Genomic DNA, 16,789 nt, shown 5'->3' on the forward strand with positions numbered 1-16,789 from the left:
CTTGATAACCGGCTTTAGTATAGACTCTTAATAGGTAGCGTAAACAAGAGACCTTATGAGGTCTCTTTTTGTTTAGAGCGTTAACGTTATTTTTTGTTTTGAATAGGGTACTCATTAAGATGCTGATGCAGTATTTTACGTAAGGTTAATACCGCTTCAGGTGTCTCATGAATACCGTGACCTCCAGAGATAATGGTTTCACTTTTTGCACCCTCCAAATGCGCGCTGCTATAAGGAACGATACCATCTGACATACTTGGAGCAACAGTCTGAGTTAAATCATCTTTTAAATCGCCAATGGTCGTTGGCTGTTCAATCTCTTTACCTTCAACGCCAATATCTGGCATACTTTGCTTACCAACATTTGCCGTTTCAGGAGACGCATCTGATAGAGAGGTCTTTGGTGTAGTCGCTATATTCAGCCTTAATAAACCTTGGAAAATATCGGAATCTCTATTGGCGATAATAGAGTGATAGGTCACATCATCTGCAATCTTAAGATCGGCAGTTAGCTTCATAAACGATGATTTATCACTAAGCTGACTGGCACCATTCTCAAAATACAACGCGCCTAATGGGTTAGCAACGAGCTCACCCTCAGAGGCGATACTGGTTAGGTTGCCCTTGATGGTTTGTGCAAAGCCAATGGGTAGCTGCACAATGCGGCGTAATAACTGAGTAAACCAACGATCTGCAAAGTCTGTTCCTCTAAACGGTGCAGAAATAAACACCGCAGTATCGACGCTATCAAGCTTATGTAAGTGCAATCTGTTACTGACATTAAGCTTATCAATCTCTGAAGATAGCAATTTGCTTAAACGGCGATCAGATTCCTCTGCAGTCAATGTGTTAAAGCGAGATTCTAGGTTTTGATTAGACACCATCATACGCCCAATGACCGCACCCATGCTATGGCCGATAAGCACACTGTGCTGACTGGCCGGATGTTTCCCAGCTGGATCATTCATCTGATAAGCAGTTTCAATCAGCTCTTGGATGCGATAACGGTTTTCTAAAATCGGAATATTGGTGGGATAAAATATCTGCCACACTTGATAGTTATCACGCAGTTTCGGGTCATTTGAGATATCGTTAGTCACACTGACCCAAGTAGCTGGGCTAGAGGCCAAACCGTGCAGCATAATAATAATGCGCTTGTTCGGATCATAAGGCTCTAACATGAACAGTTGCGGCAATGTCAGTGTCTGCTGCTTGGCCAATAAGTTAAAGTAACCGACATTATCCAGTCTATTTTCAGCAAGCCACATACCATAACTTGCAGAGAAGTTAGCGCCTAGATAATACGATTGACCCAAAATATCAATACTTTCGGTGTGATAGGGGTTATATAGATGGATATCAAAATCGTGGCTGTCTAAAATATCCTCAAGCGTGTCTCCCTTAGGCAGCACGACACCAGTCATCAGTAAGTTGCCAGTGAGGTAAATACGATCCATCGGATTTTCAGAGTTTAAGGTTGCATTATCCGCCTTAAGCATACCGGTGACGGAGGTCTCGAGTCGCTCATCAAGCAAAGAGACATAGCTAACCCCGAAGCCTTCTCTTTCACTGATGGTGTTAAGGCCAGAGAAGCTTAGGTCGTGACTGGCGTACAGTTTATCGATGCTTTTGTTATGGCGCTGAGTGTTCTGCAAGTATTCAGGCTCATTGGGTAAATATAAATCAATGGAAATCGTTTCGGTGCGTATGCTAGAACCGCCTGCGGTATCCTCTTGGCTTTCTGTCTTTTCGGTGCCTTGAATGTTATTAAAATAGTTGTCTTCTGATAACGGCGGAAAGATGAAGTTTAAAACCTTAATTTGCTCGCCATAAGGCATACCATTGGCTTCATTAAGGCCATCTTGCATCGAGCGTTTGGCATCTTTGACTAGCTCTGAGCTAATATATGAATTAACTTTTGCTGATTGCTGAGTATGGTCTTTATTAGAGTAAAGTTGTTTAATCAAGGCATCAGTCGCTGCCTCATAAACATCCTTGGTTTGAATATCTAAGTCAGTCGGTAAGTTATTGGGCAGGCGTCGCATTTCTCTAGCATCATCAGAATTAGGATGCAACTGCGCATAAAACAGATAGCCATAACTATACTTAATCGCATTTAATAGACTGTCGCGGTATTCGGTATTACAGCGAGTTAAATAGTCTATTAATTCATCTTTTTGCTCTGGCGTTCTAGGCGCATTGGCATAATAAGGATCAATAGGCGGGCGTAATATTTTTTCAACGCAGCTGTTAGATTCGGCGATGGACTTAGCTTTTGCCAAATACACTTCTGCATACAGTGCTAAAGATTGGCGGCTGTTTTTATTTAATATTCCTTTCTCAATTTTATTGATACAGACATCAAAGTTATCAAGACATTCACCGGTAGGCACGCCCATGGATACCAAAACCGAGGAGGTTTTATTACTTAATCGATTGGTAGTGACAATATTGCCACGTTGCCTCTCAATAGTTTGACTGGCACTCTTTTTTTCGACAGAGACCACACTACAAGAAGTAGACAACAAGATGCCAAAAGCTAAGCTTATGCTAGCCATTAGTCGAGTAGGAGATATATGTTTGTGCATGAGAGTCAACCTAAGCAATAACTTATTAAAATGTTAGTAGAATATTTTTATAATTTTTATAGAGATAGTTAATAAACTTATTAGTTAACGAAAGTCAGCTAGCTTATAAAAACAAAGCCACTAATCAGTGGCTTTATTTAGGATATCATAAATAAATTGTAATATTATTTTAGCGTAAAATAAGCGTAAGTATCATACTTTCTTAAGTAGGCATGACAAGGACTAAACGCTCTATCTAGACGCTTATCGAGAAGGCAGATCCCAGATATAGTATTGACCAGACTCAACCATTTCGATTTGTTTGGTTAACTGAGTATCATTTGGATGCTTCTGTTGTAAGCTTTTTAAACGGCTTAACGCACCTGAACGGTTGTCATTTAATAAATCTGTTTGAGCCAAGCTTTGCTCTGCTTCTTTATAGCTTTGAGACGCCGCCTTCATTAGGTATTTTTTACCTTCTTTAAAGCCGCCGCCCTCTGATAACATCATGCCATAGATAAAGTTGGCTTCTGCACTGTCTGGCTGTCTATCGATAGCTTTAGCGATAAAGGTACTGCCACGTACAGCATAGTCTGAGCCTAAATCTAGGTTACGTGCCATGCCGTTTAATTTTGCCGCACGTAGTAGTACTTCATATGATGCATTTGGTGCTTCAGCGAAAGGACGTAACCATTGCTCTAACTCTTTAAGCTTCTCTTTAGCGTAATAACGCTCACTCTTTGAGCTAAAGTTAGGGGGGTAGTGACGTGCATTTGGGCTGATTTCATCAATAAAATCATCCAATAAGCTTACATCTAATAAATCAGTACCATTATTGGTTGTTTTGGGGATAATAACCGTTGTCACGTAGCTGACGTCTGATACGCTAACGTTAGGCGTTGGAATACCTGCTAAGCGAGTAGAGGTCAAGTCTGTTGCAGTACGTAATGGGTCATTTAATAACTCTTGTGAGTCATATTTGACCTTGTAGACATTACCCGTGGTTTCTGGCTGTTGATTGGTTGATTTTGGATTAATACGCGGTGCAGACTCAATATTGGCGTTAGCATAATTGGTATTGCTATAACCAGTATTAGCCGTACCAGTATTATTCATGGTGTTTGCTGCGATAGCATGGCCACCAGAAGCAATGCCGGCAAGTAGTAGGGCGCTTGTTAACGCATTTTTGGTTATCTGTTTGGTCATTATAAAATCCTTATTATGGGTTAAATTAAAAGGGTCAGCTGCGAGTATCAGCTGTTGTTAACGGGTCAAAACCAGTGGCTTATCAGTGGCTGTTATGATTCATTTAGATATGATAAGCCAAGTTTTTCATGCGATTTGCCATCCAGCGCATAGAGACGCGAACAGGGGCTGATAATGCTTTACCGCCGTGGTTAAGCGCCGCTTGTCGATGCTCTAACTCTTCAATATTCATTTGAGCCAAAATCTCTTTACTGCGGGTATCTTGTTCAGGCAACTGTTTGATATGGTCTTCTAAATGCTCACTGACTTGCGCTTCTGTTTCGGCAACAAAGCCTAAACTAAATTCATCAGAGATAATGCCGGCAATGGCGCCTAGACCAAATGACAAGCCATACCAAACCGGTGTAAAGACGCTAGGGTGACTGCCTAATTCGTCAAGACGGCTCTCGCACCAAACTAAGTGATCAATCTCTTCATCAGCGGAGTGCTGCATGGCTTGTTTCACCGCGCTGTCTTTTGCAGCAAAAGCTTGACCATGGTATAAGCCCTGTGCGCAAACCTCTCCAGTGTGATTGATACGCATCAAGCCAGCCACATGACGTGACTCATTGATAGACAGTTCAGGGATGGTGTCAGAGCTCACGGGTAATGGGCGTGCGGTTTGATTAGAATGTGGAATAATAGCGCGCAGGCTACTATCAAAGCCGATAATGGCACGGTCGATTATACTTAGATTCTTAGCCATACAATCCCCAAAAAGTGATGTCAAACAAAACTAACTAAAGTATAAGCAGTACGCCTATAGGATGTCTATTTTTATTTATGTGTAGCGTGTTGCTACTGTGTTAGCACTAACAAAAACGCCAGGAGTCTCCTAGCGTTTTTGCTAATCAAGTGGGCAAGCTTTTGGTAAGGGGTTTTAGTCGTTAGTAGATAAATCTATAATAGATGATCTGACTATTTAAGCTCTACCGTCGCGCCTTTCTCAATATTTGCATAAACTTCTAGCACGTCCCAGTTAGTCAGGCGAACACAACCGGCCGATGCTTGACGGCTAATACCTTCAGGAACTGGTGAGCCATGAATACCATAAGAAGGTTTTGATAGACCCATCCACACCACACCAACTGGGTTATTTGGACCTGGTGGTAACATAAATACTTGTTTATTATCAGTATTTTTGTTTACTGTGGCACGATACCAAGGCATTTTAACCTTATTTACAATTTTAAAAGTACCACTAGGCGATGGGGTGCTGCTGCTACCCACAGTCGTTGGATAAGTGGCGACTAATTTATCATTGTTATAAGCATACAGTGTCTTATCAGCTTTGTTAGCAACAACACGATTAATAGTCGCCTTTAATGGGTCGCCCGTATTAACAACGGTAATGGTTTCGCCAACAGTATACTTTTTACCTTTATTAAGCTTCTCAAGATAGCGTACATCCATATGAAAACGCTCACCTAACATTTCTTTGATATCTTGATAATAAAGACCTTTCATCTTAGATTTGGCTTCTGAACCTGATGGGGTCGGTGCAAAATTTGTATCTAAATCTGCTTGAGTCAGCGTGTACTCAACCAATACTGGCTGGCTTAAATCAATATTCTTAGTTAATGCACGCCACGTTGCCGAGTCCATTTTACCGGTGCTTGGCAACCCTTTCATGGTTTGGAAGTTGGCTAATGCTTTTTGACTGTTCATGCCCCAACCACCATCAATTGGGCCAGGTGACGCATGGTTCCAGTCTAACAGCGCTTGCATTTTTACGGTCATTGCTGTGTTTTTGCGCATATTAGGCGACCAAGTAGCACTGTTTACCGCACGTGCATAGTTAGACAGGTTAGTGGTCTTATAGATTTTTCCGTCTTTACTCTCAATACTCTTAATAGAGTCTTCATCATTACTGTTTGGTGTTATAGAGGCAACCGCCTGACCAGCGGCCAAATCGCTGTCGTCCTGCTCTTTAATCTCTTCACTGACCTTAGCGTTAACGGTAGCTGTCTCAGAACGCTGTGCGTTATCTTCTATAGATGCGTCGTCTAGGCTCACATCTTCGTCAATATCATTTTGATTATTGTCTGCATCTATAGTGGCAATCGTGCGTGTTTGTTCAGTCACGGTTGATTCATCGATAAGCTGTTGTAATCTATCAACAGGCTTGGCGGCTAGTGCAGAGCTACTAAACGCAAATAGAGTAGCGGCAATAGTGCTCGCAAGAAGTTTTGGTAAAAACGGAGAGTTTTTTGTGGTCATAGTCATACAAATATTCATAAGCAAAATAGTGCTGCTATTATGCGACGAAAATCATCTACTGGCAAATGTTTACCACAAAACCTAATGTATTAGTAACAATTGAGCGAGTTAACAGAGAGGTTGTGTCTAGATATCTATTGATAGACGCCTTCTAACACACTGGTTTTATCATGCTCTAATGGCTGTTGTCAGTACGAGTGTTGGCATAGCTATCATTTTCTTTAGGCTTTATAATGCTTAATAATTCCAATGCTTCATAACCTCGCCTTAGAATCTTCTTTGTTGAGGCAGGCTAGGGTAGCGGTTTGATATTTGATGATTGTGCCATCATAGTTATCTATCAGATGCTCTCATTACAAGCTGCTCTAAATTTTTGAAGCATTTTAGATAAAATGGCCTTACTATAAGCCAATCCCTTTTTTATTGTTCACTCACTTATTTGGATAAGAAAATACCTATGGCAATTGATAACGTCAATACAAACACTCAGGCTCAACCATTAGATGCTGCGGCTTTACTTGAGCAAATTCAAAGCGCAGGACATGGCGATTTGCAGTTCGATGGTCAATTTGATTCATTAATCACAGATTGTGATGAAGCGGCGACTACGCTCTATACCATTCGCGACTTTATTCGCTTTTGTGTGACACAGCTGCGTACATATGAGGTGGTCGTGGCTCAAGGTACCACTGATGTATTCGCCGAAGCTGCTGCAATTGTATTACACACTTTATCTCTTGAATGGTCAGCCGATGAGCAGATTTTAGATTGCCGTTTAACGCCTTCAGAGAAGGGTGAGGTATTGTCATTATTGCAGGCTCGAATTATCTACCGTCAGCCGCTTAGCTATTTGATTAATTTGGCTTATTTCTGTGGTATGCCATTTTATGTGGACGAGCGCGTACTTATTCCTCGCTCGCCAATTGCAGAGCTGATTCGTCAGCAGTTCTATCCATATTTCGAAACCAACGAATACGCACAGCCCCTGTTATCAGATGCCGGTGCAGAGCTACCCACCTTTTATTTACATGGTCTAGAGTCTAAGCAGCTACAGCAACCAGAGCGTATTTTGGATTTGTGTACCGGTTCTGGTTGTATTGCTATTGCGACCGCCAATTGGTTTAAAGATGCACTTGTGGATGCCGCAGATATTGATACTTCTGCGTTAGAAGTGGCTGCGGTAAATGTTGAGCATCATGGTATGGAGCATCAGTTAAATCTGATTGAGTCTGATTTATTCGATAAAATTCCACCAGAGAACCAATACGATTTAATCGTGACTAACCCGCCTTATGTCGATGCCGCAGCGATGGCAGAATTGCCGCCAGAGTTTATCCATGAGCCTGAGCATGCGCTAGCGGCCGGTCAAGATGGTTTAGACCTAGTGCATAAGATATTACATGAAGCGCCTGACTATTTAACGCCAGAGGGCTTGTTGGTATGTGAAGTGGGTGATAGCGATTGGGCGTTGCGTCAGGCGTATCCTGAGATTCAGTTTGACTGGCTAACATTTGCTCGCGGTGGTCATGGCATCTTTGCTATCGATCGTGAGAAATTAATGGAATATCGTCATCTATTTGCCCAACAAGTAGCGCAGCTAGAAGCCTAGTCTGTTACAGGACTGACCTTAATGAACTGAGCCTCTATTCATATAAGTCATCGATTAACATCAACATAAAGAAAATAAGATTGAGCAAATATTATGGCAGGAAATAGCATCGGGCAAGTATTTAAAGTAATGACTGCAGGCGAGTCGCATGGCGCAGGACTGCTTGCAATTGTGGACGGCGTACCGCCGGGCATGGACTTAAGCAGCGAAGATTTACAGCTAGATTTAGACCGCCGTAAACCGGGCACCTCTAAATTTGCTACGCAGCGCCGCGAGCCAGACGAGGTGGAGATTATCTCTGGGGTGTTTGAGGGTAAAACCACGGGTACCTCTATCGGGCTATTGATTCGTAATACTAATCAAAAGTCTAAAGACTATAGCGAGATTAAAGATACCTTCCGCCCTGGTCATGCCGATTATACCTATAGCATGAAATACGGCTTCCGTGATTATCGCGGTGGCGGACGTTCTTCAGCACGTGAGACGGCGATGCGGGTTGCTGCAGGCGCTATTGCAAAGAAATATCTAAAAGAGCGTTTGGGGGTTGAGATTCACGGGCATGTGGTGCAAATCGGTGATGAAACCATCACGCCGCAATATCCAAACAGCATTGATTGGGATTTTGTGAACAGTAATCCTTTTTTCTGTGCAGACCCTGACGCCATTCCACGCTTTGAAACCTTGATTAATCGGTTACGCAAAGAAGGTACCAGCTGCGGTGCAAAGCTAGATATTATTGCCTTCAAAGTACCGGTAGGCTTGGGCGAGCCGGTGTTTGATCGTCTAGATGCCGATATTGCCCATGCGATGATGAGTATCAATGCGGTTAAAGGGGTGGAGATTGGCGATGGCATGGCAGTGGCCGGTCAATTTGGTCATAGTGCCCGTGATGAGCTGACTCCAGAAGGCTTTACTGCCAATCATTCGGGTGGCATTTTGGGCGGTATCTCATCGGGTCAAGATATCAAAGTCAGTATTGCTCTAAAGCCAACTTCTAGTATCACCACGCCGGGTAAGAGTATTGATACCAATGGTAATCAGATCGACATGTTGACTAAAGGCCGTCATGATCCTTGCGTTGGTGTGCGCGCGACACCGATTGCAGAGGCCATGCTTGCCATCGTGCTGCTTGATCACTATTTGCGTCATCGTGGTCAAAATGCAGATGTTAAACCACCGGTTGAGCCTATTGCTTAAGGATTGCTTACCTCAAATTAGGTTGGTTAAGCTGCTTAAATTAAGATTATACCAATCATTGACAAGTCTCTTGTCAGTGATTTAACACGTCTATAACAGGGGCGTGCGGTTTGTGATTGATGGATTTGCTACGCTTACTATATATAAATGATAGTTTAATAAATACGATTAATATTTAAAACACTACCTATAAATATAACCAAATACAATAAAGAGGGTGATATGACGCAGACAACAGATGACTTACAGCCATTAGACTCAGACAATAATAAAACAACCAAAGATATGAATGTTGGTCAACAATCGGCACAAGTCACCGATGAGCAAGTGATTAACTGGATTAAATCGCGTCGCAGTATTGGCAATCTGACCATTCCTGCGCCGACCAATAAGCAAATTAAAGCGGCAATTGAATGTGCGATGACAGCACCCGATCATAAGAAGCTACAGCCTTGGCGCTTTATTGTGACCGAGAAGCAGGCTAGGCATGAATTGGGACGAGCGTTATTAGCAGCGACCCAAGCAAAAGCAGAGCGAGAGGGTACGGAGCTGCCTGAGAAGACAATAGACAAAACACTGAAAATGCCATTACGCGCTCCTATGATTATTACAGTGGTAACAAAGATGCAGTATCATGAGAAAGTACCTGCATTTGAGCAATTACTCAGCGCTGGCGCTGCCACACAAAATTTAATTCTGGCATTAAAAGCGCAAGGATTTAGCACGGTCTGGCGTACTGGATTAATGGCGAACGAGCCTGCGGTCAAATCGTATTTTAATGTGGGCGCAGATGATTATATTGCCGGCTTTATTTATGTAGGTACCAGTCATTGCGATATGCCAATGCGGGATGATATCGATATCAGCGATTTTGTCCGATTTGAATCATAAAGCGTTTGTTAACAGGACAGTCGCTCACTTATTAACAATGATTTATAGTGTAATAAATAGGAATAAGATAGGGACAAACCGTAGCGAATACGATGCGATAGTGGTATAAAATAGCCACATATTATAGGGAATTTAAGGGATATATTATGAAACTACCAAAAAACAATTTTGCCAAAAAAATATCTGAAAGACTTGGCAATCAAGATCAAAAGTCAACAAGCAGTATTCAAGATACTGTGTTAGAAGCAGCTGAGGCTAATAAAGCAGACGAGGTAAACAGCTCAGAACAAGAAAATAACAATACCGATACCGATACCGATGAACTAGCCTTAACAGAAGAGGCAACAGCAGACAATAAACAAGCAGAAGCTGTTAATGCAGATACTAGCAATACAGTGGCAGATAACAAATCTGCTTCTAAAGCCAGTATGCTGGCAAGCTTATTTGAAAAAGCGACTAAAGCCAGTAAAGAGAGGTTAGGTGGTCAATCTGCCACACCTATTAATGCGCAGCAAGCAGCTGCTAGTAGCCAGAATGCATCGTCTGTCAAAAAAGCACCGCATCAACTGCGTCTGGCGTTTTTGGGTGGTGGTAGCTTTGGTACAGCGATGTCGAATTTGGCCGCGCGTAACGGCTGTGATTCGACCCTATGGGTGCGGAATAAACGTACGGTTAAAGCACTGCACAAGACACGTGTGAACAAAAAATATCTGCCAGATTTTACCTTAGATGAACGCTTAAAATACGAGCATGATTTAAAAGCTGCCGTGACGGACAAGGACATTATATTCGTGGCCGTACCGAGTTCTGCTTTTAGAGAGACGTTAAAGAAAATTCGTCCTTATTTAACCGGTCAATCAATAGTGTCACTGACCAAAGGTATGGAAAAAGATACCTTTAGTTTGATGAGTGATATTATCCGAGAAGAGCTGCCTGAGGTGAATTATGGGGTAATGTCAGGGCCTAACCTTGCAGTAGAGATTATGCAGAATATGCCGTCTGCATCGGTTATCGCTAGTGAGTCAGAGCCACTACGTCATGCAGTTCAGTCAGCGCTGCACAGTGCCTTCTTTAGAGTATTTGCCTCTGATGATGTGCGCGGTGTTGAGCTTGGCGGTGCGCTTAAGAATATTTATGCGATTGCCATGGGTATGGCCGCCTCTTACAGTGTCGGCGAGAACACCAAGGCCATGCTATTAACCCGTGCATTGGCTGAGATGAGCCGCTTTGGCGCTGCATCTGGCGCCAATCCGCTAACCTTCTTAGGATTGTCCGGTGTGGGCGATTTATATGCAACGTGTAGCTCAGAGCTAAGCCGTAACTATCGTATCGGTAACATGCTTGGTAAGGGTGTGAGCCTTGAGGCAGCGATTAAAAAGTTGGGTCAAACCGCAGAAGGGGTAAATACCATTCAGCAAGTGCATGAAAAAGCCACGAAGATGGGTATCTATATGCCAATCACGCATGCTTTATATGCGGTTATCTTTGAAGACCAAGCGGCGTTAGGAGTTGCTCTAAACTTAATGGAGTCTGGCTTTAGAAGTGATGTTGAGTTTGTGATGCCGCATGAATATAGCAATGAAGACATGAGTGCACAAATCGCCGCCGCTGCTAAAAATTAACCAATAGAGACAGTGTTTAACAATAAATAGGCATAATCAGTACCATTCAACAATAAATAAAACAATAAGGAGAAGGTGCGATGAAAGTGATACTAATGAGGCATGGTCAAGCCTCTTATGAAAGTGAGCATGACTCTGAGCGTCAATTGACAGAGTTTGGTGAGCAGCAGGCCGCTGAAACGGCTGAGTATTTATTAAAAAAGTACTCTCCAGATGTGTTCGTGGTCAGCCCGTACGATAGGGCGCAGCAGACCTTAGCGGCCTTTACCAAGCAGAAGCCAGATGTTCCGGTTATTGTGCGCGATACTATCACGCCAGAAGACAATGCTATGACAGGCCTGAAATCTTTAATTGATATTGAGGGCGAATGTGTATTGGTTGTTTGTCACATGCCGATTGTGGCCAAGATGGCTGGATTGCTTTGTGCGCAGGATTCTGAGTCTTATGCACTGGCAGAGGCGCGTGTGTTTGAGGCTGAACTGATTGCACCGGATATGGGCGATGAGGTTGAGCGTTACGTACCTAAGCAGCCATAGATAATGGCTAGTTGTTAGTTTAATTCGTTTTGGTTGGCCAATTATTGATTGCTGATTATTAGTCATCAAAACGGATATCACTGGCCAATATTCTTATATTTGAGCTGACAAAGTACATTAACAAGCGTCATATAAACTACGCCCCATATAAATCGCACATAAATACAGTAACCCTGCTTAATTGAGAAAATATAGTGATACATGTCTGGTTAGATAAGCCGCAAAGCACCTTTAAAGTCTGGGATGAAACGAACTCACAGTGGGAAGTTCTTGCTGGCTTGTCAGAGCTTAACGCTGCGCCTTTTATCAAAAGTAACGATAAAGAGGTGTGCCTATATTTGCCTACCCAAAGTGTTCTTACTCTATCTAATGAGGTCACTGCCGCTCAATTAAAGCAGCTGGGCAAAAGCGGACAGCAGTATTTATTTGAAGACTTGGCATTAAGTCCGGTTGAGCAGCTACAAGTCCGTCATCTGGCAGAAGGTGCAAAGCGTTACTTTTATGCTCTGGGTCAAGCTGAGGTGGAGCAATGGCAACAAAGCTTGGATTTGGCCGGTTATAAATTAACTGCCTTATTACCAGATTTTGTGCTGTTACCAAGCCCCGATAAGGTGCTTGATAGCGAAGTGGTGCTGTATGCAGAAACAAAATCACAAAACGTATCAAATAATGTGCAATCTGATTTAGAATCACAGGCATCCGAGACTATTGTTACCTTATTGACAAGATTTTCTCAGGCACAGGGGACGGCAGTTGGTCATGTTTCGTTATTGCCAAGATTGCTTTCAAACATTGAAGAGATTATCTTTGTCAGTGGCTGTAATATCAATCGTGATGGGGTATTGGAAGCCTCGAATCCAAATGGCCATGCAGATATTCCTGATGCGCTACAAAAGATAGCTGATGATTCCGGTATCGTGATAACGCCTTCTACTCAGGTTTTAACGCCAGTCACTGCTGCCAATAAACATGCGCTAAATTTTGTTGAAGCCAAACGCACCCAATTGGCATCGCCTTATTTGAGCTTGGTCGCTAGTTTATTGCTGCTGGCAGGTGTTATCCAGATAGCGGCAGACGCGCTACAGTGGTATCAATACGAGCAGGCAGCTACCGAAGTGAAGGCGGCGACGAATAATCAGTTTAATGCTTGGTTCTCTGGTGAGACGCTGAACCCTAAAGTAGATGTGATAGCTCAGGTTAAGCCAAGATTGGCAGCAGATGCGCAGCAACAGTCACAACTAGATATCATGAACCGTGTTGCGCCACTGATTCGCCAGTCGCAATTGACTGCCGAATCACTGCGCTGGAATCCCTCTAATATTATTATGACTGTCAAAGGTGCCAATCGTGAGGGGATTGACCGGTTGTATCAAGGAATGACTGAACAAGGCTTAAATGCCAATTTAGGCGCGGTCAATCCTGCCGCGCAAGGCGAGGTAATTGGAGAGATAACAATAGCGTTAAACACGACCAATGATGCCAATAATACCGATGCTGTGCAGCAATAAGTCAGTTAATCGATTGTTTTATAGCCAGTAAAGAGGACAGTACCATTAACTTAAAAATGAAGCGTTCTAAAACGCCTGACAATCATGTGACTCAGTCTAGTCCTATATCTGCTGAAAAATCAGCAGGAGGCTTCGCTCAGTCAATGCAAGGGCTAAATAATAAATGGAATGAGCTGTCTGGTCGTGATCAGATGGCGCTGATTATTTTGGCTCTGTTTTTGGTGCTGGTTCTCGGTGGTTATGGCGGCTATATGATGCATAAGGCAGCAAACGAGCAAAAACAAACCTATACAACCGCTGTCAGTGAGTACTTCTGGCTGCGTGACCAAGCCGCTAATATCGCGCCTGCACAAAATGGTAACGAAGACATTGCACCTGATCAAAAAGTTATGCAGATATTGACTCAGCTTGGTGTGAGTAATCCGCAAGTGCTTAATAGTGGTGAGGCGCTACAGATTAGTTTTAGTCATGACAATCAGAGCGCTGCAAGCAATGCACTTGGCGCTATGGTCAATGCAGGCTTGAGTATTGAGCAACTGACCATGCAGCAAAATCCAGAGGATAAAGTAATCAGAGTTCAAGCCACTGTTAGCCAATAATTTGAGGGAGTATCATCATGGCCACTCATCATAATAATGAGCCAAAGCCTTATAAAGACAGTATAGAACAATCGTCTGGCCTTAATATTCCAATGGCCGATACCACTCATGATTTGACCCGAACGGCTAATCCTAACAGTCGTCAGGGTCTGGACCCGCAACAAGAAGAGAGTTTAATTCGATATAATCATTTGACTTATCTGCTGTATACGCTCAGCTTTTTTACCGCAGGTATATTGTGGATTGTGCCGATTATTATGAATTATGCACGACGCGGGGATGCTAAAGATAGCTGGCTTGCAACCCACTTTGATTGGCAGATAAAGACCTTCTGGTACAGTATCGTCTTTGGTGTGATGGGACTGATAATGATGTTTATTGGTCTTGGCAGCTTGGGCATTGGCGTATTTGCTGAGAGCTCACATGTCGCTATCGGCGGCAGCGGTATGACAATTATCGGTGGTCTTATATTTGCCTTATCTATTATTTGGCATATTTACCGCATCATTAGAGGCTGGATTGCATTATCAGACAAACGTCCTGTTCCTTGATAGGCAATTCGTCCTAATAAGTAGTCAGTAGATTGCACTGACAAACGATTATGATATTAGCGTCTACCTTATTATTCACACCTCCTAGTCACACTCATATAAAATCGTTATTGCGTTAACCTCGCTAAGCCTACGACAGTAGTGCTTGCACTTAGTTGTCTTGCACCTCATTTATCTGACGGCAACTATACAACGGTAACTATATAAAAGGTGAGAAAACTTTAGCAAAAACCCAGCTTATTTAGCTTCTTATTATGTATATTATATTAACCTAAAGGTTTTATATTGAAGAGTGGATTAATATTTAATGTTAGGCGTAATTTGGCTAAATAACAAGAGAAACATCAAAGAGTGATGATATTTTAGTTATGACAAATCGATGATTTACAAGCATTATACTGTTATAATCGTCACCTCTTAAATGCAATAAACCTGAGTGTATTTTTCATCATATGTGTTCATTCGCTATGTTAACCACGGCGCTCAGGGCTATTAATTTACCCATCTCATAACAGGTTACCCAACGTTATGTCCTATGCCTTATTACGTCCTTTTCTCTTCAATCTAGATCCTGAACATGCTCATGAATTAACCTTGCAGATGCTTGAAAAAGCGCACAAAGCACATGCTTTGGGTTTTATTTACTCACAGCAGTCTTTGTCTACTGAATGTATGGGGATACAGTTTGAAAACCCAGTGGGATTGGCAGCAGGTTTAGATAAAAATGGCCAGTATATAGATGCGCTAGCCGAGCTTGGATTTGGCTTTATTGAAGTAGGCACAGTGACGCCTAGACCTCAGCAAGGTAATGATAAGCCGCGCTTATTTAGAATTAAGGAAGCAGGCGCTATTATTAACCGTATGGGCTTTAATAATTTGGGTGTCGATCACTTGATTAACAATGTACAGCGTTGTAAGTATAAAGGTAATATTGGTATTAACATTGGTAAAAATGCGGTGACACCGGTTGAAAACGCAGCAGATGACTACATATATTGTCTAGAGCGTGTTTATCCACATGCCTCTTATATTACAGTAAATATCTCGTCACCAAACACCAAAAACTTGCGAGATTTGCAAAGTGGTGATGCGCTAACTGAGCTACTAGATACAATTAAAAATTGCCACAGCCAGTTGGCAACAGAGTATGGTTTTTATGTGCCCATGGTATTAAAAGTGGCGCCAGATTTGACGACAGACCAAGTAGATTATATTGCCAAGCAGTTAATTGAATTTGATATTGATGGCTTGATTGCGACCAATACCACGCTTAGCCGAACAGGGGTGGAGGATTTACCTTTTGGTGATGAGGCTGGTGGTTTATCGGGTCGACCTGTGGGTCACTTGAGCACTCAGATTATTGAGCAATTTCAAGAACGTTTAGAGGGCAAATTGCCAATTATCGGTGTGGGCGGTATTGATAGTGGTGAGAAAGCAGTACGTAAATTACATGCCGGTGCCAGTATGGTGCAATTATATTCAGGCATGATTTACAAAGGACCTAAGCTGGTACAGCAGTGTATTGAGTCTATTACTAGTGACCGTGATTCGTTGATGCTAGAGTCGGGTGAATAGCTTTAAACATCCACCAAGTATCTCGTTTCTTTTAAAAGAATATAAGTGAGCTCAATTGGGTATATTAGATATTATTATTGCCATTATTATTTTGGCAGGATTGTGGCGCGGATTTAAGGCCGGATTTATCCGTAGCTCTATTGCGCTAGTCGGGTGGTTTATTGCCTTGTTGGCGGCCACGCGATTGGCTGATGATGTCGCGCCCTATTTAGAAAACTATATTGGCTCGCCAGTACTGCAAGTGGGCGCAGGATTTTTGATTGTAGTGTTGCTTGTTTTATTGGTGATGCAGGTGTTTACACTATTAGTATCAGGTATTGTCAAAAGCTTGCGTTTGGGCTTTATTGACCAATTTGCCGGTGGCGTACTTGGTGCGGCCAAAAGCTTATTAATTGTACTGGTCTTGATGAGTATGTCAGCGCCAGTATTGGTGCAAACGCAAATGTGGCAAAATTCTGCACTGGCACCAGAACTATTACCTTATGCGCCTTTTGCTAAAAAGTTTGCTGCGAATGTTTTGGGTGAGGCATGGCAACAAATTGACATGCCAGATCAAGACAGTGACGCAGCCAATGGCCAAGAAGTTGATGGTCAATAACCGACCACTGATGAGGTTTGTCAGTGAGTTATTCAAACACAACCAAATGAATCTTTTAACCGATAGAAACT

The 16,789-nt window shown here is 42.6% G+C and carries 14 protein-coding genes; 10 read left to right on the forward strand and 4 right to left on the reverse strand.

Features of this window, described 5'->3' with window-relative positions:
• Positions 1-86: 86 nt before the first annotated feature.
• From AC2SLO_RS06145 to AC2SLO_RS06160, 4 genes are all read right to left on the reverse strand, one after another.
• The gene (locus AC2SLO_RS06145; protein WP_486540731.1) at positions 87-2,588 is read right to left on the reverse strand and encodes an esterase/lipase family protein; all 2,502 of its coding nucleotides are present in this window, start codon (positions 2,586-2,588) and stop codon (positions 87-89) included.
• A 243-nt stretch (positions 2,589-2,831) separates the two neighbouring features.
• Positions 2,832-3,773 carry a tetratricopeptide repeat protein gene (locus AC2SLO_RS06150; RefSeq protein ID WP_486540729.1) on the reverse strand — a complete coding sequence of 314 codons (942 nt, stop codon included), beginning with the start codon at positions 3,771-3,773 and terminating at the stop codon, positions 2,832-2,834.
• 103 nt (positions 3,774-3,876) lie between these two features.
• Positions 3,877-4,518, reverse strand: coding sequence for a 2-polyprenyl-3-methyl-6-methoxy-1,4-benzoquinone monooxygenase (coq7, locus tag AC2SLO_RS06155; RefSeq protein ID WP_486540727.1), 642 nt, complete (start codon positions 4,516-4,518; stop codon positions 3,877-3,879).
• A 212-nt stretch (positions 4,519-4,730) separates the two neighbouring features.
• A complete protein-coding gene (locus AC2SLO_RS06160) occupies positions 4,731-6,038 on the reverse strand; it encodes a L,D-transpeptidase family protein (protein WP_486540725.1) in 1,308 nt (435 codons plus the stop codon).
• Between the two features lie 451 nt (positions 6,039-6,489).
• Here AC2SLO_RS06160 and prmB point away from each other — a divergent pair, with 451 nt between their 5' ends.
• The 10 genes from prmB (at position 6,490) to AC2SLO_RS06210 (ending at position 16,718) form a co-directional block, all read left to right on the forward strand.
• Positions 6,490-7,641 carry a 50S ribosomal protein L3 N(5)-glutamine methyltransferase gene (prmB, locus tag AC2SLO_RS06165; protein WP_486540723.1) on the forward strand — a complete coding sequence of 384 codons (1,152 nt, stop codon included), beginning with the start codon at positions 6,490-6,492 and terminating at the stop codon, positions 7,639-7,641.
• 93 nt (positions 7,642-7,734) lie between these two features.
• A complete protein-coding gene (gene aroC / locus AC2SLO_RS06170; protein WP_486540721.1) occupies positions 7,735-8,838 on the forward strand; it encodes a chorismate synthase in 1,104 nt (367 codons plus the stop codon).
• 285 nt (positions 8,839-9,123) lie between these two features.
• A complete protein-coding gene (locus AC2SLO_RS06175) occupies positions 9,124-9,729 on the forward strand; it encodes a nitroreductase family protein (protein WP_486540941.1) in 606 nt (201 codons plus the stop codon).
• 146 nt (positions 9,730-9,875) lie between these two features.
• Positions 9,876-11,351 (forward strand): NAD(P)H-dependent glycerol-3-phosphate dehydrogenase, encoded by a 1,476-nt coding sequence (locus tag AC2SLO_RS06180; protein WP_486540719.1) that lies wholly within the window; start codon positions 9,876-9,878, stop codon positions 11,349-11,351.
• Positions 11,352-11,431: 80 nt separating this feature from the next.
• On the forward strand, positions 11,432-11,887 hold the full coding sequence (locus AC2SLO_RS06185; RefSeq protein ID WP_486540717.1) for a SixA phosphatase family protein: 456 nt from the start codon (positions 11,432-11,434) through the stop codon (positions 11,885-11,887).
• Between the two features lie 194 nt (positions 11,888-12,081).
• Positions 12,082-13,395, forward strand: coding sequence for a type II secretion system protein GspL (gene gspL, locus AC2SLO_RS06190; RefSeq protein ID WP_486540715.1), 1,314 nt, complete (start codon positions 12,082-12,084; stop codon positions 13,393-13,395).
• 56 nt (positions 13,396-13,451) lie between these two features.
• Positions 13,452-13,994, forward strand: a complete 543-nt coding sequence (locus AC2SLO_RS06195; RefSeq protein WP_486540713.1) for a type II secretion system protein M — start codon at positions 13,452-13,454, stop codon at positions 13,992-13,994.
• 17 nt (positions 13,995-14,011) lie between these two features.
• Positions 14,012-14,545 carry a DUF4870 family protein gene (locus tag AC2SLO_RS06200; protein ID WP_486540711.1) on the forward strand — a complete coding sequence of 178 codons (534 nt, stop codon included), beginning with the start codon at positions 14,012-14,014 and terminating at the stop codon, positions 14,543-14,545.
• A 528-nt stretch (positions 14,546-15,073) separates the two neighbouring features.
• On the forward strand, positions 15,074-16,120 hold the full coding sequence (locus tag AC2SLO_RS06205) for a quinone-dependent dihydroorotate dehydrogenase (RefSeq protein WP_486540709.1): 1,047 nt from the start codon (positions 15,074-15,076) through the stop codon (positions 16,118-16,120).
• A gap of 55 nt (positions 16,121-16,175) precedes the next feature.
• A complete protein-coding gene (locus AC2SLO_RS06210) occupies positions 16,176-16,718 on the forward strand; it encodes a CvpA family protein (protein ID WP_486540707.1) in 543 nt (180 codons plus the stop codon).
• Positions 16,719-16,789 lie beyond the last annotated feature (71 nt).

It is taken from the genome of Psychrobacter sp. CX14, assembly GCF_057396205.2.